The organism is Anaerocolumna cellulosilytica, from assembly GCF_014218335.1.
In the GTDB taxonomy this organism is placed as follows: domain Bacteria; phylum Bacillota; class Clostridia; order Lachnospirales; family Lachnospiraceae; genus Anaerocolumna; species Anaerocolumna cellulosilytica.
On record NZ_AP023367.1, the window covers coordinates 3,719,192 to 3,741,618 of the forward strand.

A 22,427-nucleotide genomic window follows, 5' to 3' on the forward strand; every position below is an offset into this window, starting at 1 on the left:
TTATGATAATGATTGATTTTTCCATAAAAGAGCGTGCACTTAATAAAGCTATGAGTATAGTTCTTGGATTTTATGCAGCCAACTTGTTTCTCTGCTTTTTATTATGATATTTATAAAGATTAAAACCACAAGAAATCAGTGTGAGTTCAAGAATTACGTTTTTCTCACCTCTTCGAAATAATCTTTTGTAGGACTTATCCCATTTTAAAATGCCAAATGTTCCTTCTGCCTGAATACTACGATTCATTCTCAACAGTGCGCCATGTATTGATTCAAGGTTTGTAATTACCTCTTGATGTATCGAGGTTAATTCCTGATTCATTCGAATGGTTCTGTTTTTGCTTGCCTTAGGACAACAATCGTTTTTAAATTGGCAGCCTTCACATGATTCACATTCATAGATTTCTTCGGTTCTGCCATATTTGTTTTTATAGACATGTTGTTTGCTTTTGAAGTGAAAAGTCTTTCCATTTGGGCATATCAAATTTTCATTCTCGTCTCTTTTAAAGTTGACTGCACGATATGGATTTTCGTGATACTTCTTATCGGATATTTCCTTTTTGAACATGGTAAATTTCATATACTTTTCCATTCCATGCTCTTCACAGTAAAGATAGTTATTATAGGAACCATAGCCTGCATCTGCAACTGGATACTTTGGATAATGACCATAGATTTCATTGAATTTTTCCATCAAAGGAACAAAGCATTCCATATCAGATGCATATGGTTTTACATCAACTACCGCTATATACTCATCACAGATAGCGGTCTGTAGATTGTACGCTGGGAGAAGCTGATCATTGCCCATATAATCCCGTTTTATGCGCATAAAAGTGGCATCGTAATCGGTTTTGGAATAACTGTTTCTTTCATTGCCACAGACTTCTATATGATGTGCATATGTCTTTAATCGATCTAGATATCCCTCTAATTCCTGATATTGTTTTTGCTGAAGACTTTTTCTATGACCACAACCAGATACAAACGTGGATTCCACCAGATTTGTTGCATTCTTGTACCTTTCCAAGAGTTCCGATACATATTCAACAGCATACTCGTCTCTCTTATCAAGTTTTACACCGAAATACCCTAATACGTCCTGGTTCATTGCATCAATCAGCATGGATATCTTTTTATAAACCTTTCCTCGGTTTTTTGTACAGGACTTTTTCCATACCCAGGTATAGCGGTTTGCATTTGCCTCTATTTTTGTCCCATCAATGTAGGTGTGTTCCAGGTCGACATGATTCTTTTCAAAAATATATGTATTCACATCCAAAAAAATCTGTTCAATGGAATCAGTAAGTTTATTTCGGATGATGTTGCCAAATGTAGCAAATGAAGGCGCCTTCATGCCATCAAGAAGATACATATACCGGATATCATTTCTGCAAAGTTTTTCGATTTCCCGCAGAGAGCAGATTCCGTGTTCCATGAAAGCAAAGAGTACCACTTTGAGGAGTTTCTGTTCATCACATCTTGGACGACCTGTTCTGTAGCCTTTCTCTACAAAATATTTTGATAGGTCGATGTGATCCATTACCTCACAGAAAGTATATACTGGATCAGATATATCAATTAGTTTTTCAATTTCCAATGGTAATTTTAGCTGTCGTACTGTATAATTATGATTGGTGTTTTTATTTAGTCGCATAAGTAATTATACCAAAAAATCGCTGAAGTCTCACGACCTCAGCGATTTTTCTTTTAGGGGAGTTTTTTTACAGCCCCATTTTATTCACTACTGTCACTAATATTCAATCCACTCTATTCTTCATAATCTTCTTGAATTTCATCAAAAAATGAAATAAAGTTATCCCAAACAGCCCCATCAATCTCATTACCCGATTCATGATCCCAGTAGGTAAAATTTAACCCTTCTTCATCTTCTGCAAAAGAACATATCCAAAATGAAAAATAATTATCTTTTCCAAATACAAACCAATTTGGAGTAAATGGGTTTTTTGATGATTGTGATAATGCTTTTTCAATTGTAAATATTTCTCCAAAAGGAAACTTGGCTTCAGATATTACACTATAAAGTGAATGTAATACTTTGGGTATTCTATTATCAATACTGTAATCACAATTTCTATACTTTATGTCTATATTTTCTCCATATTTATCACTAAGACTCTTCAAATACTCTTCAATATTTTTATACACTAAAAATCCTCCTCAAAATTTGGGTTATTTGGAACTCCATTTGTGTCATTTTGCCAATTGCCACCATGCCACCTATTAAAATGCTCATTATTTGTTGCTGGATATATATTATTAGGGTCATCGGCTAATTGTGGATAATCTAACGCATTATACTTGTGATGTCCTTCTATTGGTTCTCCATTAAAAGTTGGTGTTTTTCTATTCTGTATATCTTGCTTTTGACTATCACTCCAATCTCTTGTTCCATCCATCCCTGAATCCAGACGTTTTTTCTCCATACTCCAATATCTATCAACTCCTCTTTTTCTTCTATTATTAAATCTTCTGTCCCATTCTAAATGATTATATTCATTTTGAGTTATAGTTTTATTTTTCATCTTTTGCTTTAAATTTTTCTTTTGTTTAGGGGTAAGTGGTTTAAATGGCGTTTCTATTTTATTAGGATTAGTAGCATCATCAGACCCTGTTTCTTTTTTCTTTCCTTCAGGTTCTCCAGGCTTAGGACACTTACTTTTCCCATCATACCCACTCGGATCTTCATACATCACCGGATTATTCGCGCAGTACGCATACAGATTCAATCCATCCCCTCTGTACACATCCTCTTGTGTGAATCTTGCTACCTGTGGGTTATAAAACCTTGCTCTTAAGTAATACTGGCTGGTTATGGCATCGTATTGCTCGCCGTTATATGTATAACGGTTTCTTACGATTTCCTCTGCTGTAGTCAGTGAGCCAAAAGCATCATATCCATAGCGATTTAAGACTTGTCCGTTTTCCCCTGTGATATATTCCGTATCTCCATGCTCGTTCCAGTGGAAGTATCGGTAGCCATCCCCCTCCTGTTTTAAGCTGTCACTTGCAATAATACCATAGCCTAAGACAATACGGTTTGTGGTTTGGTTGCTTTCATCCTGCTCTGCTAATACCTTCCAACCATTGGTTATAAAGTTCGTCCGTTCCCCGTTTTCTACAATACCATATCTTAGATTCTCAGCATCATAGAAGTTTTCCTGTGTCTGGACTGCTGTTGGCGTTTCTTTCTCATTTCCAAAGTACTCTACTGTTACTTTTCTTGTCTTGTTAAAGCCATCATAATCATAATGACTCTTTTGTAACAGATTTTCTGTGCATCCTCTGGTTTCCTCCTGTAAGGTATTCCCCTGATTATCATACTGATACAGGGTAATCCGGTTGTTTTCTGCCCTTGCACTATCTTTACGTGCTACTTCCGTTAGGCGGTTTCTGCTATCATACCGATAGGTTTCCTCTTGACTTCCATACTTTCTTAACGCACGGTTGCCTGCACTGTCATAGGCAAAGCTTTCCTCTTTACCGTCTGCATACTGTACTCCAGCTATTCTCTGTAGGGGGTCATAGATATATCTTGTAGCTTGGGTGAGTGGTACTTGTTCTGGTAACTTTCCTTGCAATTTCGCTTGTCCAGTTGCCAATCCACCAAATACCTGTCCGCCCCCTGTCTCTCCTATTCTACCATAATCTCCCACTCCCTGTAAATCCCCCACACTTAACTCTCTCATATCCTGTTTTAAGATACGGTTTCCGTTATAGTCATAGGCATAGCGGTAGGCAAAGAGCTTTTCTCCTGTCCTTGTGGTGGTAGTAATACTGGCTGGATTTTTATCCCTGTCATAGGTATATTCTGTGGTAACTCCATTGGCAAACCTTGCCTGTGCCAATGTATTATCAACATGATAACCATAGGTTACCAGCAGATTTCCGTTATCCATTACCTTTGCCACACGGTTGACTTCATCATAGGCATACTCTGTCTTTTTCCCGGTTGCATCTAAGATTCCTGCCACATTGCCGGACTTGGTATAGCTGTATTGCAGGGCAAGCTTGTGGTTGACATATTTGGTCTTTACACTTCCGCTTGGTGTATAATCATACTGGTACTGTACACCTCCTCCGGTTGCTTCTGTCAGCTGCCCTTCTGTATTGTACTGGTACCCATAGATGAGACCACTCTTTTCTTCCTTCTTATACACTAACTGGTCGTCTATGTTTAACTTATAGACAATGCTGTTCTGGTTTCGGTCTATCTGTTTTGCCAGTCTGCCTTGTTTGTCATAGAAGAACTGCTCTTTTTCTCCCGTTTGGTCTAGGATTTCCCCTAGCTGGTTAAAGCTGTTATAGCAGTAGGTTATAATTCCACCCTTGCCGTCTGTGGTGGTGGTGATATTTCCGGCGTAATCATAGGTATACTGTTCTTCACTTCCATCCGGTTTATGGATACGTACAATTCTTCCCCAATCGTCCAGCTGATAGAGGGTGCGATTCCCTTCACCATCTCTTATTCCCGTTATATTTCCTCTGGCATCGTAAGTGAATGACTGGCTGACCGGATTGTTTTGGTGTGGCTGGCTTAAGGTATCGTTTTGATTTACAGAGTCACTTTGTTCCCTTGCCTGTATTACTTCCCCAGTCGCAATACTCTGGATTCTTCCGCCGATGTCATACTGGTATTCTACCAGTGTCCCCATTTCATCTCCTTTACGGATTAACTGTCCTACCTTATTATACTGGTTGTATTCTTCTAAGTATCCGAGAGCATTCCGTACCGATTCCATTCGTCCAAAAGCATCGTAGGTAAAGGTGGTTCCTGTTCCATCATCCAGTTCTTCCCTATAGTTATCCGGACTTACGGCTTTTATCAGGCTGTTGTTCTTGTCATAGAAATATCTAGTGACATTTCCTTCCTCATCGGTCTGCTTGATAAGGTTATTCCTATAGTCATAGACGTATTCCTTGCTGTCACCCTTGGTATTGGTCTGTTTAATAAGATTTCCGGCTTTATCATATTCATAGGATAACACACGGTGGATGCCATTGGCTTTATCAAGGTGTTCTTCTTTTGTTATGCGGTCTAATAAGTCATAGTCTCTTCGGATTACATACCCTTCCGGTGTTAGAATCTCTGTCACGATTTCTACTGACTATTTACTTGTTCGTTCTGATAATCCAAAAAGGATATAGCAATGAGCTAGATTATACAAGATAATCTAGCTCATTGCATTTAATTTATACTAAATATTTTATTGTGATATTTTACCTCTGCTTAAAAAAATCAATATTCATTTGACCAATTTTTACATTTACATATTGTTCTTTCGTACTTTCAATCGCAGTCCATTGTTCAGCTAAAGATATAATAACATCTTCATTTATTTTTGTAAATGCTTCATTGTTCCAATTTTCCCACATTTCATCAAAATCATTTGGTAAATTAATACCTAATTGTTTTTCAGTATTAGTTATTGCACCGCTACTAAATATTCTGTCCTCATCATAAAAATAAGCACGTTCTATCTCGCCATTAATCAATCTTGCAAAACCATGTGCCTCAGAAACCCTGTGTGTAAAGAACAAGTGTACTTCTTTAAACGCCGTAGCAAGATTGTGCAGTATGTTTTCATCATATGTCAACTGTTCTATACTATTTCCAAGCAAATAAGTTAAATCTTTAGTAGTATATGACCATACTAGTACGCTATTGTTACCATAAGCCCTTATTACTTTAAGTCCTTCTTCAAACGATATGTCAGACACTTCTTTTAAAAAAAGCACTTCTAAAACCTGTTCAATTGGTGCTTTAATTGTTAACCAAGAGCTTTTATAGCCAATCCCTCTAGGAAGGTTATCACCTATCATTTCCATTCTCCCATTATTGTTTGTCATTTTGATAACTTAATTCTTCTTGATATTCCCTTTCTGTAACTGAATTAAAGTAATCGGCAAAGTTATTTTGAATTTTAGTCTCATTTTTATTAAGCATATCATATTTTATAACAGGGCATTCACCATTTGAAAGATTAGCAGTATCTAAACACAAAATGTACTCTTCGTCCTCTGTTCTTATTTTTGCAACAACTATATGCTTATTTGATATATTTAATTCTTTTCTAAATTTTTTCGTTTTCTCTTTTGCACTTGAATAATCTTCATTTTCGATTCCAAATGTATATGTGCCTGATAACCCACCTTCTCCAAATTTTCTCAAGAATTCTTTGTAACTTTTAGGTAACTCAACTTCCAAGTCCTCACTTAACTTTTCGATTAATTCTTCCGCAACACCACCAGTAAAAAAGGCTCCTGTCATTTTCTTTGTTTTTTCAAGTAATACTTCATCAATCACAATATATCCTCCTATCCTGTTCAATTAATCACATTCCATTATCTTTACTAGAACAACAACCTAGTACTGTATTATGTCTAATACTTATATATTTATTTTGCATTTCCCAGTAGTTTTCTTCCTTAATTCCTGCTCAATCTCATCTTTTAGCTTTTGACCATTTTTACCTGTATTTAATTCAATATCTAAAATCTTATCTACGCTTTCACCATTTATCGTTATCTTGATATTTTCTATATCATTATAGTATTTTGCCAACTGGTCTGTAACCGCATTAATATCAACTACTCGCTTCCCATTAGCATCTATTTTAGTATAAGTACTACAATAAACATTCATAGATTTTACACTAATTACACAGGTTTCATTAGCCAAATCAATCACTGGAAATTTTCCATTAAATCCTTCTCCAATTTGTATATATTGATTTTTTCCAGCTTCAGCAATAATATTTTCTATATTTTTACCTCTATCAGTATGCTTTTTGTTATTAAATTCTTTAGCAATAAAATCATTATTAACTTTAGGAACACCTCCTATGTTTGTCAAATCTTTTGTCACGCTACTTTTGATAGTAATTTTTAAATACTCTCCAGTTCTATAATTTGCAGAACCAATGTTCTCACCATTAATTTCTATATTTCTATCTCTATATGTTACCGCACCATACCCACTAGGGTCTAAGTACATCACTGGATTATTCGCACAATACGCATACAGATTCAATCCATCCCCTCTGTACACATCCTCTTGTGTGAATCTTGCTACCTGTGGGTTATAAAACCTTGCTCTTAAGTAGTACTGACTGGTTATGGCATCGTATTGCTCCCCATTATACGTATAACGGTTCCTTACGATTTCTTCCGCTGTTGTCAATGAACCAAAGGCATCATACCCATAGCGGTTTAGGACTTGTCCGTCTTCCCCTGTGATATATTCCGTATCTCCATGCTCATTCCAGTGGAAGTATCGGTAGCCATCCCCCTCCTGTTTTAGGCTGTCACTTGCGATGATTCCATAGCCTAATACAATACGGTTTGTGGTTTGGTTACTTTCATCCTGCTCGGATAGTACTTTCCATCCATTCGTGATAAAGTTTGTCCGTTCTCCGTTTTCTGCGATACCATATCTGAGATTCTCTGCATCATAGAAGTTTTCCTGTGTCTGGACTGCCGTTGGCGTTTCTTTCTCATTTCCAAAGTACTCTACCGTTACTTTTCTGGTCTTGTTAAAGCCATCGTACTCATAATGGCTGGTTTGTAACAGACTTTCTTTCCCTTCTTTATTAGATAAAAAACCTGATTCCGGCATGGAATTGGAAGGATTGAAAACCATCTGGCTTGTTGTATATCCTCTGGTTTCTTCCAGTAAGGTATTCCCCTGATTATCATACTGATACAGGGTAATCCGGTTGTTTTCTGCTCTTGTACTATCTTTACGGATTAATTCCGTTAGGCGGTTTCTGCTGTCATACTGGTAGGCTTCCTCTATATTTCCGTACTTTCGTAAAGCCCGGTTGCCTGCACTATCATAAGCAAACCTTTCCTCCTTGCCGTCTGCATAGCTTACTCCGGCTATCCTTTGTAGAGGGTCATAGGTGTATGTGGTGGCTTGGGATATTGGGGCTTGTCCCCCTGTCTCTCCTATTCTACCATAATCCCCCACTCCCTGTAAATCCCCCACACTTAACTCTCTCATATCCTGTTTTAAGATACGGTTTCCGTTATAGTCATAGGCATAGCGGTAGGCAAAGAGCTTCTCTCCTGTCTTTGTAGTGGTAGTGATGCTGGCTGGATTTTTATCCTTATCATAGGTATATTCTGCGGTAATTCCATTGGCAAACCTTGCCTGTGCCAGCGTATTATCCACATGATAACCATAGGTTACCAGCAGCTTTCCGTTATCCATTACCTTTGCCACACGGTTAGCTTCATCATAGGCATACTCCGTCTTTTTCCCGGTTGCATCTAAGATTCCTGCCACATTACCGGACTTGGTATAGCTGTATTGCAGGGCAAGCTTATGGTTGACATATTTGGTCTTTACACTTCCGCTTGGTGTATAATCATACTGGTACTGTACACCTCCTCCGGTTGCTTCTGTCAGCTGCCCTTCTGTATTGTACTGGTACCCATAGATGAGGCCACTCTTTTCTTCCTTCTTATACACTAACTGGTTGTCTATATTCAGCTTGTATACAATGCTGTTCTGGTTTCGGTCTATCTGTTTTGCCAGTCTGCCTTGTTTGTCATAGAAGAACCGCTCTTTTTCTCCCGTTTGGTCTAGGATTTCCCCTAACTGGTTAAAGCTGTTATAGCGGTAGGTTATAATTCCCCCCTTGCCGTCTGTGGTGGTGGTGATATTTCCGGCGTAATCATAGGTATAGTGTTCTTCACTTCCATCTGGTTTGTGAAGGCTTTCAATTCTTCCCCAATCATCCAGCTGATAGAGGGTGCGATTCCCTTCACCATCTCTTATTCCCGTTATATTTCCTCTGGCATCGTAAGTGAATGACTGGCTGACCGGATTGTTTTGAAGTACCTGACTTATACTTGGGGATGTCGAGTTGGTAGAGGTAGGATTCCTCTTATCAAAGTATTCCGTCTTAGCAGATTCCCTTGCCTTCATCACTTCCCCAGTCGTAATACTCTGGATTCTTCCGCCGATGTCATACTGGTATTCTACCAGTGTCCCCGTTTCATCTCCTTTACGGATTAACTGTCCTGCCTTATTATACTGGTTGTATTCCTCCAGATAGCCAAGGGCATTCCGTACCGACTCCATTCGTCCAAAAGCATCGTAGGTAAAGGTGGTCCCTGTTCCGTCATCCAGTTCTTCCCTGTAGTTATCCGGACTTACTGCTTTTATCAGGCTGTTATTCTTATCATAGAAATATCTGGTGACATTTCCTTCCTCATCGGTCTGCTTGATAAGGTTATTCCTATAGTCATAGACGTATTCCTTGCTGTCCCCCTTGGTATTGGTCTGTTTAATAAGATTTCCAGCTTTATCATATTCATAGGATAACACACGGTGGATGCCGTTTGCTTTATCAAGGTGTTCTTCTTTTGTTATGCGGTCTAATAAGTCATAGTCTCTTTTTATTACATACCCTTCCGGTGTCAGAATCTCTGTCACATTGCCGTTCTTATCATAGTTAAACTTTGTGATACAAAAAGCCTTTTCCATGTAGGGATTGTCTTTTTCTACGGTATCCTTAAAGTCTACTGCCGCTTTTACCTGACTAAGCCGTCCTGCCTTGTCATAAACAAACCAGGTGAGCTTATACGTATTCTCATTGATTCTGGCTTTCTCCATGGTACGGTTGTTTAAGCTGTCATAAGCATACTCCATGGCTGCACCCAGGCTGTCACTCACACGAACCAGACGGTTTCTCTTATCGTATTCAAAATAAATGGAATGGTACTTTGTGGGATAACCGTATTCTGACACTGCTTCCGGGCTATGTTTTTCTACCACACAGTTTCCTGCCAAATCGTATTCATACACCGTCAGGTTGTATAAAATAGCACCTTTCTTCGGCTCTGTCATTTGGGTATTAACGTTAGAAACCAACTCTGACGCATAAGCCGTTATCTCAGGCGTACGCACAATCTCTACCGGTTCTCTTTTTTCTAACAGCCAGCCAGCCTGATTATACTGATACAGGATTCCATACCGTTCTTCATCCGTATCTCCATACGTATACCCCTCTGCATTGATATCCTTGACCAGTCTTCCCTTTTTATCGTATACGAATCTTCTTACTACAGTACCCTCCGTATCCATGACCTCCTGTAGTCGGTTCTGGCTGTCATAGGTATAGGAAATCCCTTCTCCTGCCTCTACAGCTCGTTCCTCCACATGCTCTTCTCGGCTCTTTCCCTGTAAAAAGTCCCTTCTTCCGTTGATTTCCTCCTGTACTGCCTGCTTTGCCTGCTCGATTGCTTTTTCATAGGCTTCTGGCTGTATTACCTTTACGATATTTCCCTGCTTGTCCGTTACATACCGTCTTATGCCTCCTGCGGGAGTGATTTCTTTTACTTTATACTGACGCTTATCATAGACATACTCCATGCCTGGTCCGTCATGGGTTAGGATATCATAGCCGTTTGGATGGATGTCCTTTATGATATTGCCGTCCATATCCCGCCTTAAGGCATGAATGCTTCCGTAAGGATCTCTGCTTTCAATCAAACGGTCTAAATAATCATAGCGGTAGGCAAAGCCCTGCTCCTGTTCATACTCTCGGTAGGCATTTGGCGGTACTACCTTTAAGATATTTCCCGTTGCTCCAATGGTCTTTCTGGTGGTATTACCCAGCGCATCCGTAATCCGGTTTACTTCTCCGGTCTCCGAATAGCCGAATTCCACCGTTCCATAGTCTGAGGTGATGGTCTTTCTTCTTCCGGCATGGTCATATTCATAGGTGAATACTTCTCCTTCTGCTGTAATCCATTTGGTGGGATGATAAATGCTCTTATCTTCGTAGACGTAGGTTTCGGTATGTCCCAAATCGTTGGTTTTGGTTAACATTCTTCCCTTACTGTCATAGGTCTTTCTGGTCGTAAGATAGGTCTCTTCTGTCAGGTATTCCTTCTCCATAACAGGATGTAGTCTATCATCGTATTCATACTCTATTCTTGTACCGTTCGTATCCGTCACCCGAACCAGCTTATTCTTTTCATTGTATTCGTATCTGGTAACTAGACCGTCCGGTAGTTTTTCCTCGATTACCTGTCCGTATACATTATAGGTGCGGTAGGTGGTGTTGCCGTTCTTATCGGTTTCCAGAATACGATTGCCGCAGGCATCATACCCGTAGTACTCCTCCACCCCGTCTCCGTACTCCATACGGATAATTTGCTTTTCCCTGTCATAGGTATAGCGCTCGGTTCTGCCGGTATCGCTAAAGGTAAATACTGTCTGCCGTTTTTCATCCTCATAGGTAATAGTACAATCATTTCCATCCGGATAGCTTTGCTTTACGACCCTGCCGGTTTTATCAAAGGTATTACTGATAAATTCCCTGCCGTCCTCTCCTTTTACCGTAAGCAGATGTCCCATATTGTCATAGCCGTATTCCTGAATTCCGATGCTTGGATAATGTACTTTTACCAGACGGTTATCTGCATATTCATAGCGTACCTTTCTCTTACCCTGGTCGATAAGGGATACAATCCGCCCGTGCTCATAGGTAAATCGTAGGGTTCGCCCGCCCGGTGATGTGATTTTTGAGAGTTCAAAATAGTCCGGTTTTCTTCTTAAGACTTCTTCCCCTCTCTCCTTTGCTTCCGCCTCTTCCTCTAACCACTCTTCCAGGGCATAGCTTACCCGGTAGGGAATCGCAAACTCGCCGTCATACATGGCTTTTAACCGTCCATTGCTGTTATACACATATCTACGGTAATTGCCCCCTTCTCTTGAGACTAAGGAGAAACTTCCCTCCTCTAAATCATGGGTCAGGGTAAAGAGCTGGCTGCCACCCTTTTCATTTTCCCAGGATGGCTCATCCTTTATACCCTCCTTTAAGACGAAGGTTTCCATATGGGTATCCGGTAAGACAGCACTGATTTTACAGGTATCATGAGCCGTTAAAAAGGTTTCATAGGTGTGAACCCACCCCGTACCAAAGGCACCCTCATAGGTCAGGACAGAATCATATCGTCTGGAGAATAAAAACTCACCATATAAATCATCACTGGAGATATCCTTTTTATAATAGAATAGATTACCTCTGGCACAATCGACTGGGTCGCAGGAATATTTGGCATTCATAATCAGGCTTCGCACAAAGGTCTGTCCCAATCTTTGGTAATCAAAGTCTGTCTTTAAGTCACGGCCTTCATATAGAATATCCCATACCTGCATTCCGGCATCCAGTCCCGTATCCAGTGCAATGTCTGTGGCTGCTGACCAGAACTTATTGCCAATCCTGCCAGACACTAAGGAACTGATGGATTCCTGTACCAGGTTCTGGGCAAAGTTTTTAAAGCTTAGATTACCGGAGGCTAAGTCATACAGCGTACCGGAAGCCATCTGCTGTAAGAATCGCATACCAGTCTTTGAAACGATGCTTTCGCAGTTGCCAAGCTTGCCAATGGGGCCTGTTAGGCTGGTAATCATACAAGCAGTTCCAAAGTCGTTTAGCAAATCCTTCCAGTTCGAATCAATCCTGCCATCGGGAATCAAATCAAACCCAAGGGTAACGGCTGTGTTAATGGCACCTCCGATTAGTACCCCTGGCCCTGCAAAGAGGATGCTGCCCGCAATGCAAAAGCCGTTCTTTAATACGGTATAGTAGGGGTCTGGAATAACCGCCTTTATAAAGTTATTGGCAGGGGTTGACCAGTCACCAGATTCCGCCAGTGCTTTACCACTCAAAAAGAGGAAAGGAGTAATGAATCCAATGTTTTAGCTAAATGACATCAGTATTAATTCTACTACTCTTTCCTCTTACTTTTTGGGTTTATTGAAAATGGTTCTATGTTAATAAATATATTTATAAGTCTTTGAAAAAATACTTACAAACTAGTTTCTTCTCATTTTATAATTATCTGATTTTCACTACAATACAAGGTAAGGTTTGAACCTGTTGTAAATCCATGACTTAAAAGCCATTGCCCTTTAAATTTGATTTCTGGAATTTCTGTATAGATTCTTTTTTCATAATCCTTTTTAAATGTTTTGTATATTTTATGTTTTCTTTTCTCCATGATTAACCTCCTTTATAAAATGGTAATAAACTGGTAACAAAAGTAGAATTCAATTTTACATTTTTGTTAGTTTGTGATATTGTAAATACACAAAGTATTATACCAGAACAACATATAATGTTTTGTCAATGCGTTTTAAATATTTTTAAAAGAGGATGCTCATGGCTAATTTTTCAGATAGATTAAAAGAATTACGAAAAGACAAACATCTAACACAGGTAAATATGGCTTCATTTTTGGAATGTACAGAACAACATTACCAGAGATTAGAATATGGTAAAGTTACACCAAACGCAAACATGATTATAAAACTTGCTGATTTTTTTGATGTTTCTGCCGACTACTTGCTTGGACGATCTGACAATCGTGATACACTTTAATATGGCTGGCTTATTTATAAATAAGCCAGCCAGTTCTTATAAAAACCTATACTTTTAAACTAAATTACGGTTAAGCCGTCGGCTTTCATAAAATATTATTAAATTCAATTCCAATAATTACTGTCTGCTATCTTTTCTAAAAACTCTTGAAGAGAATTCGCAATTACTTCATTAGCAAAAAATATTCTACTTTGAGTACTCTCATTTAATTCTATAGATGCATAAATCCTTCGTTAATCTCAAAAAATATCATAGCCGTTTCTTCTAAATAAACAGTTTTCTTACAGGGGACTGTCTTATATGTATATCTCCTTGATGCTCATCTAGAAATTTTTGTAGATGCTTGAATGATTGCCACCATAATTGTTCTCAATTACATGATGTGCATTATAAAATCCTCCCTATTTTTATTGACAACATTTAAGATTCACCAAATTATAACCTTTATCTTATTATCAAGAATATTAAAACCTAATTGTACCTTCTCTAATCTTTTGTAGAAATTCTCCAAAGTGAGATGCAACTGCAAACGTTTCTTCAAATTCAGGTTCTGTGCCTTTTACAACAGCACCATTTGATAAATCAATGGCATAAAAAGTATATCCATTTTCAACAGACATAACAATTGGTATATGTTTATCCCACCATTCTGTAATATCTGAACTCCATTCTTCATCATCTTCGGCAGCTTCTAAACTTATAGATTCAAATTCATTCCAACTAAATGCTATTCCACTTGTATCATTAAATTCATCTTCGCAAATAAACCATGATTTTTCATTTGGTGATATGCCTTGCTTAACTTTCTGTAAAAAACTTAAATACTCTTTAGGGAGATTTTTATATCTATTCAAAATTTTTACATTTAAAGTTAATATCTCGTCATCATTTTTAGTTATTAATTGCCACTTGTTATCTAATGCCCACTTTATAAAGTTATTGATCTCATTATTCATAGTTCCTCCTAATATCACAGTTGTTTTTTTATTTTATTAATAACACGCCTTTGTAAGCCAGTTACTTTACTATGTGTTTTATTCTTAACCTTAGCGGTTTCACCTGTGTGTGTAAGTTCTTGACCCAATGGCCCTCCTAATGCCAAACCATGTGGATGATGTCCGCCACTTTCACCTGCTTTCTTTCTTATTTCGTTCACTTCATCAGTTGTTCTATAAAAAACATCTGTACTATCAGGGTCAATTCCCCACCACTCAGGTTTATTTTTATACCAATCTGTAACCTCACTAAGTAAGTCTTGCTCTCCTGATAACCACTCTGACAATGTCTTGGTCTTTTTAGTGCTTTGATCATCTGGTTGCTTTTTCTGTCCCTCTGGTTCCCCAGGCTTTGGACACTTACTCTTACCATCATACCCACTCGGGTCTTCATACATCACCGGATTATTCGCACAATACGCATACAGATTCAATCCATCCCCTCTGTACACATCCTCTTGCGTGAATCTTGCTACCTGTGGGTTATAAAACCTTGCTCTTAAGTAATACTGACTGGTTATGGCATCGTATTGCTCCCCATTATACGTATAACGGTTTCTTACGATTTCCTCCGCCGTTGTCAGTGATCCAAAAGCATCATATCCATAGCGGTTTAGAACCTGCCCATCCTTATCTGTGATATATTCCGTGTCCCCATGCTCATTCCAGTGGAAATATCGGTAAGTATCCCCCTCCTGTTTTAAGCTGTCGCTTGCGATAATACCATAGCCTAAGACAATACGGTTTGTGGTTTGGTTGCTTTCGTCCTGCTCAGATAGTACTTTCCAGCCATTGGTGATAAAGTTTGTCCGTTCTCCGTTTTCTGTGATACCATATCTTAGATTCTCTGCATCATAGAAGTTTTCCTGTGTCTGGACTGCCGTTGGCGTTTCTTTCTCATTTCCAAAGTACTCTACCGTTACTTTTCTGGTCTTGTTAAAGCCATCGTACTCATAATGGCTGGTTTGTAACAGACTTTCTTTCCCTTCTTTATTAGATAAAAAACCTGATTCCGGCATGGAATTGGAAGGATTGAAAACCATCTGGCTTGTTGTATATCCTCTGGTTTCTTCCAGTAAGGTATTCCCCTGATTATCATACTGATACAGGGTAATCCGGTTGTTTTCTGCTCTTGTACTATCTTTACGGATTAATTCCGTTAGGCGGTTTCTGCTGTCATACTGGTAGGCTTCCTCTATATTTCCGTACTTTCGTAAAGCCCGGTTGCCTGCACTATCATAAGCAAACCTTTCCTCCTTGCCGTCTGCATAGCTTACTCCGGCTATCCTTTGTAGAGGGTCATAGGTGTATGTGGTGGCTTGGGATATTGGGGCTTGTCCCCCTGTCTCTCCTATTCTACCATAATCCCCCACTCCCTGTAAATCCCCTGACGTTAACGCTCTCATATCCTGTTTTACGATACGGTTTCCGTTATAGTCATAGGCATAGCGGTAGGCAAAGAGCTTTTCTCCTGTCCTTGTGGTGGTAGTAATACTGGCTGGATTTTTATCCCTGTCATAGGTATATTCTGTGGTAATTCCATTGGAAAACCTTGCCTGTGCCAGTGTATTATCCACATGATAACCATAGGTTACCAGCAGATTTCCGTTATCCATTACCTTTGCCACACGGTTGACTTCATCATAGGCATACTCTGTCTTTTTCCCGGTTGCATCTAAGATTCCTGCCACATTGCCGGACTTGGTATAGCTGTATTGCAGGGCAAGCTTGTGGTTGACATATTTGGTCTTTACACTTCCGCTTGGTGTATAATCATACTGGTACTGTACACCTCCTCCGGTTGCTTCTGTCAGCTGCCCTTCTGTATTGTACTGGTACCCATAGATGAGACCACTCTTTTCTTCCTTCTTATACACTAACTGGTCGTCTATGTTTAACTTATAGACAATGCTGTTCTGGTTTCGGTCTATCTGTTTTGCCAGTCTGCCTTGTTTGTCATAGAAGAACTGCTCTTTTTCTCCCGTTTGGTCTAGGATTTCCCCTAGCTGGTTAAAGCTGTTATAGCAGTAGGTTATAATTCCACCCTTGCCGTTTGTGGTGGTGGTGATATTTCCGGCATAGTCATAGGTATACTGTTCTTCACTTCCATCTGGTTTATGGATACGTACAATTCTTCCCCAATCGTCCAGTTTGTATATGGTGCGATTCCCTTCACCATCTCTTATTCCCGTTATATTTCCTCTGGCATCGTAAGTGAATGACTGGCTGACCGGATTGTTTTGGTGTGGCTGGCTTAAGGTAACGTTTTGATTTACAGAGTCACTTTGTCCCCTTGCCTGTATTACTTCCCCAGTCGTAATACTCTGGATTCTTCCGCCGATGTCATACTGGTATTCTACCAGTGTCCCCGTTTCATCCCCTTTACGGATTAGTTGTCCTACCTTATTATACTGGTTATATTCTTCCAAGTATCCAAGGGCATTCCGTATCGATTCCATTCGTCCAAAGGCATCATAGGTAAAGGTTGTCCCCTTTCCGTCATCCAGTTCTTCCTTATAATTATCCGGACTTACTGCTTTTATCAGGCTGTTATTCTTATCATAGAAATATCTGGTGACATTCCCTTCCTCATCGGTCTGCTTGATAAGGTTATTCCGATAGTCATAGACGTATTCCTTGCTGTCACCCTTGGTATTGGTCTGTTTAATAAGATTTCCAGCTTTATCATATTCATAGGATAACACACGGTGGATGCCGTTTGCTTTATCAAGGTGTTCTTCTTTTGTTATGCGGTCTAATAAGTCATAGTCTCTTTTTATTACATACCCTTCCGGTGTCAGAATCTCTGTCACATTGCCGTTCTTATCATAGTTAAACTTTGTGATACAGAAAGCCTTCTCCATGTAGGGATTGTCTTTTTCTACGGTATCCTTAAAGTCTACTGCCGCTTTTACCTGACTAAGCCGTCCTGCCTTGTCATAAACAAACCAGGTGAGCTTATACGTATTCTCATTGATTCTGGCTTTCTCCATGGTACGGTTGTTTAAGCTGTCATAAGCATACTCCATGGCTGCACCCAGGCTGTCACTCACACGAACCAGACGGTTTCTCTTATCGTATTCAAAATAAATGGAATGGTACTTGGTGGGATAACCGGATTCTGACACTGTTTCCGGGCTATGTTTTTCTACCACACAGTTTCCTGCCAAATCGTATTCGTATACCGTCAGGTTGTATAAAATAGCACCTTTCTTCGGCTCTGTCATTTGGGTATTAACGTTAGAAACCACCTCTGACGCATAAGCCGTTATCTCAGGCGTACGCACAATCTCTACCGGTTCTCTTTTTTCTAACAGCCAGCCAGCATGATTATATTTGTACAGGATTCCATACCGTTCTTCATCCGTATCTCCATACGTATACCCCTCTGCATTGATATCCTTGACCAGTCTTCCCTTTTTATCGTATACGAATCTTCTTACTACAGTACCCTCCGTATCCCTGACCTCTTGTAACCGGTTCCGGCTGTCATAGGTGTAAGAAATCCCTTCTCCTGCCTCTACAGCTCGTTCCTCCACATGCTCTTCTCGGCTCTTTCCCTGTAAAAAGTCCCTTCTTCCGTTGATTTCCTGATGTACCAACTGCTTCGCCTGCTCGATTGCTTTTTCATAGGCTTCTGGCTGTATTACCTTTACGATATTTCCCTGCTTATCCGTTACATACCGTCTGATACCTCCTGCCGGATTGATATCCTTTATTTTATACTGACGCTTATCATAGACATACTCCATGCCTGGTCCGTCATGGGTTAGGATATCATAGCCGTTTGGATGGATGTCCTTTATGATATTGCCGTCCATATCCCGCCTTAAGGCATGAATGCTTCCGTAAGGGTCTCTGCTTTCAATCAAACGGTCTAAATAATCATAGCGGTAGGCAAAGCCCTGCTCCTGTTCATACTCTCGGTAGGCATTTGGCGGTACTACCTTTAAGATATTTCCCGTTGCTCCAATGGTCTTTCTGGTGGTATTACCCAGCGCATCCGTAATCCGGTTTACTTCTCCTGTTTCTGAATAGCCGAATTCCACCGTTCCATAGTCTGAGGTAATGGTCTTTCTTCTTCCGGCATGGTCGTATTCATAGGTGAATACTTCTCCTTCTGCTGTAATCCATTTGGTGGGATGATAAATGCTCTTATCTTCGTAGACATAGGTTTCTGTATGTCCCAAATCGTTGGTTTTGGTTAACATTCTTCCCTTACTGTCATAGGTCTTTCTGGTCGTAAGATAAGTCTCTTCTGTCAGGTATTCCTTCTCCATAACAGGATGTAGTCTAGCATCGTATTCATACTCTATCCTTGTACCGTTCGTATCCGTCACCCGAACCAGCTTATTCTTTTCATTGTATTCATATCTGGTAACCAGACCGTCCGGTTGTTTTTCCTCGATTACCTGTCCGTATACATTATAGGTGCGGTAGGTGGTGTTGCCGTTCTTATCGGTTTCCAGAATACGATTGCCGCAGGCATCATACCCGTAGTGCTCCTCCACCCCGTCTCCGTACTCCGTACGAATAATCTGTTTTTCCCTGTCATAGGTATAGCGCTCGGTTCTGCCGGTATCGCTAAAGGTAAATAATGTCTGCCGTTTTTCATCCTCATAGGTAATAGTACAATCATTTCCGTCCGGATAGCTTTGCTTTACGACCCTGCCGGTTTTATCAAAGGTATTGTTTATAAATTCTCTGCCGTCCTCTCCTTTTACCGTAAGCAGATGTCCCATGTCATCATAGCCGTATTCCTGAATTCCTATACTTGGATAATGTACTTTTACCAGACGGTTATCTGCATATTCATAGCGTACCTTTCTCTTACCCTGGTCGATAAGGGATACAATCCGCCCGTGCTCATAGGTAAATCGTAGGGTTCGCCCTCCCGGTGATGTGATTTTTGAGAGTTCAAAATAGTCCGGTTTTCTTCTTAAGACTTCTTCTCCTCTCTCCTTTGCTTCCTCCTCTTCCTCTAACCACTCTTCCAGGGCATAGCTTACCCGATAAGGAATTGCAAACTCCCCGTCATATATGGCTTTTAACCGTCCATTGCTGTTATACACATATTTACGGTAATTGCCCCCTTCTCTTGAGACTAAGGAGAAGCTTCCCTCCTCTAAATCATGGGTCAGGGTAAAGAGCTGGCTGCCACCCTTTTCATTTTCCCAGGATGGCTCATCCTTTATACCTTCCTTTAAGACGAAGGTTTCCATATGGGTATCCGGTAAAACAGCACTGATTTTACAGGTATCATGAGCCGTTAAAAAGGTTTCATAGGTGTGAACCCAGCCTGTACCAAAGGCACCCTCATAGGTCAGGACAGAATCATACCGTCTGGAGAATAAAAACTCACCATATAAATCATCACTGGAGATATCCTTTTTATAATAGAATAGATTACCTCTGGCACAATCGACTGGGTCACAGGAATATTTAGCATTCATAATCAGGCTTCGCACAAAGGTCTGTCCCAGTCTTTGGTAATCAAAGTCCGTCTTTAGGTCGCCTCCTGCCGCCAGAATATCCCATGCCTGCATTCCGGCATCCAGTCCCGTATCCAGTGCAATGTCTGTGGCTGCTGACCAGAACTTATTGCCAATCCTGCCAGACACTAAGGAACTGATGGATTCCTGTACCAGATTCTGGGCAAAGTTTTTAAAGCTTAGATTACCGGAGGCTAAGTCATACAGCGTACCGGAAGCCATCTGCTGTAAGAATCGCATACCAGTCTTTGAAACGATGCTTTCGCAGTTGCCAAGCTTGCCAATGGGGCCTGTTAGGCTGGTAATCATACAAGCAGTTCCAAAGTCGTTTAGCAAGTCCTTCCAGTTCGAATCAATCCTGCCATCGGGAATCAAATCAAACCCAAGGGTAAAGGCTGTGTTAATGGCACCTCCGATTAGTACCCCTGGCCCTGCAAAGAGGATGCTGCCCGCAATGCAAAAGCCGTTCTTTAATACGGTATAGTAGGGGTCTGGAATGACGTCCTTTATAAAGTTATTGGCAGGGGTTGACCAGTCACCGGATTCCGCCAGTGCTTTACCACTCATACCCTCATGCATTTCTGCCGCTCCGAATGCCGCCATGCCAACACCAACAACAACTACACCAGCCGTCGCTCCTGCTGATAGGGTAGCTCCTGCTGCCACAACTGCCAACGCTGCTCCACCAGTTGCTACTGTGGCTACTGCTAAAGCTGCACCTGCTGCCAGCATGAGCAAGCCTTTACCAAAAGCCGCCCTCGCTTCCTTCTTCCGCTGTATCAGGGTATTGGTAATATTTTGATTTTGTTCTTCTGCCGCCGCTTGCTCCTGTGCCACCAGCTCTGCATCATCATAAGAAACCGCAGGAGGTTTACCGGGACCTGTGGTATCATGATGAATAGAGGCTGTAGCATAGAGCTGGGTTACTCCCTTGATTGCCGTAAAATGGTCGTCAATCGGTACTATATCTGTTAACGCACCACCTCCCTGATATCTGGTCATAAATAAAGTATCGTTTGCTGTCAGACTCAGGCTTTTACAAATAATCTCCTTGGCATCCTTACTTAAAGGTGCACCCAGTGCTTTTCCAAAGTTAATATCCTCTCCGGTCATGGTAATATTTTTTCCTGCTACCTTTACCGTACCATCCTTACCCAAAGAAATTTTAATTTGATTGTCGTCATGAGGCGTCAAGGTAATCGCTGCGGGTGTTAAGTCCACACTGACACCACTGTCATTGCTTAGTGATTTATTCCTGGGATTCTCTGTCTTTCCGGCTCTTTTTGCTCCTGCTGCCGCACTTCGAAGAGAATTAACTGCAATAGCCTCCCATTCTCTTCCGGTAGGAAAGTATAGATGTATCTTGGCACCTGCCACCGGCATACAGTAATAGGCTTTCGATTCAATCGCATAGGTAAAGAAATGGTCCTCTTTCCCATTGTCGTAACCGTCATCCTCATCTATCTCAAGGTTTAAAGATACCGTATTGCCCACACATTTTTTTACCGTTCCCACCAGACTGACACCTTGCAATGCCTTGTTGTCCTCATATCTCGCACGTATCGCCTCCGGCCACCTGACAATATACTGATAATACAAATCCCCCTTTTCCACAAAAGCTTCTACATGGGTAACCATAAGGCGGATATGATTTAACTTTACCAAGGTTCCTACGGGAAAGTAGCGTCCTCCAAGAAATGAAAAGGTAGTGAAAAACAACTCATTCATGGTGCTTTTCTCTTCACCGCTGGCTAAAAACCCTTGATTACCGTTTTTCTGTGCCTCTTCCTCTTTTTTCATCTTAGGGATGGAAATACTGGTAAAGCTTTGGTAATAATCCTTCATGCAGGCTTTTAAATCCCTTGCAGTAGAAAGCTCTCTAGACTCTGCTTCCATCATCTTCTCAGAAGCCGGTCTGCCAAGGGTAAATCTTGGTGTCGTTCCGGTACAATCCGGTGTAACCACTGCTTCAAAAAGAGACGCCAGCCTTTTTATAAATTCCCAGTCCGTTTCCTGATACTGAATAATTGGAAAGTCTGCCACACGGCTGGTTTCAATATTCTCAATCATATCAGCTCCGGGATAATCCTTTATGACAGCACGAAATATCTCACGGTATGTAATACCCTTCTTAAAGAAGGAACGGCTTTTCTTTTCCACGTCAAGCTTAGCAGAATAAGCTGCTGCCCGTAAGGTGAGAATATAAAGCCCACCCCGCACTGCCACATTGACGGAATCAATAAATCCATAAAAGAAGGGGTCTTCTCCCTTTCCTTCTTCTTTAGTTATATCTACTTTAATTGTTGTATTGCTTGTTATACTGCTTATGTAGGTTTCGGCTCCTTCTTCCGGTATAACAGCAGTCAGATGAAAGATTGGATGTTCACAAAAACAGCTTTCCATTCCCACTTCCTCAATGCTGCTTAAGGTATACGGAAAATCAATGATAAGCCCCTTATAGGTAATTTTCATAATAGACTCCTATCCGCATGCAAGCACTTGCTTGTATACATTAA

Annotated in this window: 10 protein-coding genes; 1 reads left to right on the forward strand and 9 read right to left on the reverse strand. The window is 40.5% G+C overall.

The features are described from left to right. Nucleotides 1-70 precede the first annotated feature (70 nt). From acsn021_RS15420 to acsn021_RS15450, 7 genes are all read right to left on the reverse strand, one after another. Nucleotides 71-1,657 (reverse strand): transposase, encoded by a 1,587-nt coding sequence (locus tag acsn021_RS15420; RefSeq protein WP_185264899.1) that lies wholly within the window; start codon nucleotides 1,655-1,657, stop codon nucleotides 71-73. A gap of 113 nt (nucleotides 1,658-1,770) precedes the next feature. Beyond that, nucleotides 1,771-2,169 carry a hypothetical protein gene (locus acsn021_RS15425; protein WP_184096191.1) on the reverse strand — a complete coding sequence of 133 codons (399 nt, stop codon included), beginning with the start codon at nucleotides 2,167-2,169 and terminating at the stop codon, nucleotides 1,771-1,773. Then, a complete protein-coding gene (locus acsn021_RS15430; protein ID WP_185264900.1) occupies nucleotides 2,169-5,117 on the reverse strand; it encodes an RHS repeat-associated core domain-containing protein in 2,949 nt (982 codons plus the stop codon). Before acsn021_RS15430 ends, acsn021_RS15425 begins: the two co-directional genes overlap by 1 nt. A 124-nt stretch (nucleotides 5,118-5,241) precedes the next feature. Further along, nucleotides 5,242-5,844 carry a hypothetical protein gene (locus acsn021_RS15435; RefSeq protein ID WP_184096179.1) on the reverse strand — a complete coding sequence of 201 codons (603 nt, stop codon included), beginning with the start codon at nucleotides 5,842-5,844 and terminating at the stop codon, nucleotides 5,242-5,244. Between the two features lie 13 nt (nucleotides 5,845-5,857). Then, on the reverse strand, nucleotides 5,858-6,328 hold the full coding sequence (locus tag acsn021_RS15440) for an SMI1/KNR4 family protein (protein WP_184096181.1): 471 nt from the start codon (nucleotides 6,326-6,328) through the stop codon (nucleotides 5,858-5,860). Nucleotides 6,329-6,412: 84 nt separating this feature from the next. Next, the gene (locus acsn021_RS15445; RefSeq protein ID WP_185264901.1) at nucleotides 6,413-12,712 is read right to left on the reverse strand and encodes an RHS repeat-associated core domain-containing protein; all 6,300 of its coding nucleotides are present in this window, start codon (nucleotides 12,710-12,712) and stop codon (nucleotides 6,413-6,415) included. A gap of 158 nt (nucleotides 12,713-12,870) precedes the next feature. Continuing rightward, nucleotides 12,871-13,044: a SymE family type I addiction module toxin gene (locus acsn021_RS15450; RefSeq protein WP_184096119.1), complete on the reverse strand. Its 174-nt coding sequence runs from the start codon at nucleotides 13,042-13,044 to the stop codon at nucleotides 12,871-12,873. Nucleotides 13,045-13,205: 161 nt separating this feature from the next. Between acsn021_RS15450 and acsn021_RS15455 the strand changes: the two genes are divergently transcribed. Beyond that, a complete protein-coding gene (locus acsn021_RS15455) occupies nucleotides 13,206-13,424 on the forward strand; it encodes a helix-turn-helix domain-containing protein (protein WP_184096121.1) in 219 nt (72 codons plus the stop codon). 464 nt (nucleotides 13,425-13,888) lie between these two features. Here acsn021_RS15455 and acsn021_RS15460 read toward each other — a convergent pair whose 3' ends face one another. Together acsn021_RS15460 and acsn021_RS15465 are read right to left on the reverse strand one after the other, a co-directional pair. Continuing rightward, nucleotides 13,889-14,380 (reverse strand): SMI1/KNR4 family protein, encoded by a 492-nt coding sequence (locus acsn021_RS15460; RefSeq protein WP_184096123.1) that lies wholly within the window; start codon nucleotides 14,378-14,380, stop codon nucleotides 13,889-13,891. Nucleotides 14,381-14,394: 14 nt separating this feature from the next. Beyond that, entirely contained in the window at nucleotides 14,395-22,383 is a 7,989-nt protein-coding gene (locus acsn021_RS15465) for an RHS repeat-associated core domain-containing protein (protein WP_185264902.1), read from the reverse strand. Between the last annotated feature and the right edge of the window lie 44 nt (nucleotides 22,384-22,427).

What these genes read in the sequence shown, in the direction of transcription:
- acsn021_RS15420 (WP_185264899.1), bottom strand. Translation starts at nt 1,657, where the DNA reads ATGCGACTAAATAAAAACACCAATCATAATTATACAGTACGACAGCTA.
- acsn021_RS15435 (WP_184096179.1), bottom strand. Translation starts at nt 5,844, where the DNA reads ATGATAGGTGATAACCTTCCTAGAGGGATTGGCTATAAAAGCTCTTGG.
- acsn021_RS15450 (WP_184096119.1), bottom strand. Translation starts at nt 13,044, where the DNA reads ATGGAGAAAAGAAAACATAAAATATACAAAACATTTAAAAAGGATTAT.
- acsn021_RS15455 (WP_184096121.1), top strand. Translation starts at nt 13,206, where the DNA reads ATGGCTAATTTTTCAGATAGATTAAAAGAATTACGAAAAGACAAACAT.
- acsn021_RS15460 (WP_184096123.1), bottom strand. Translation starts at nt 14,380, where the DNA reads ATGAATAATGAGATCAATAACTTTATAAAGTGGGCATTAGATAACAAG.
- acsn021_RS15465 (WP_185264902.1), bottom strand. Translation starts at nt 22,383, where the DNA reads ATGAAAATTACCTATAAGGGGCTTATCATTGATTTTCCGTATACCTTA.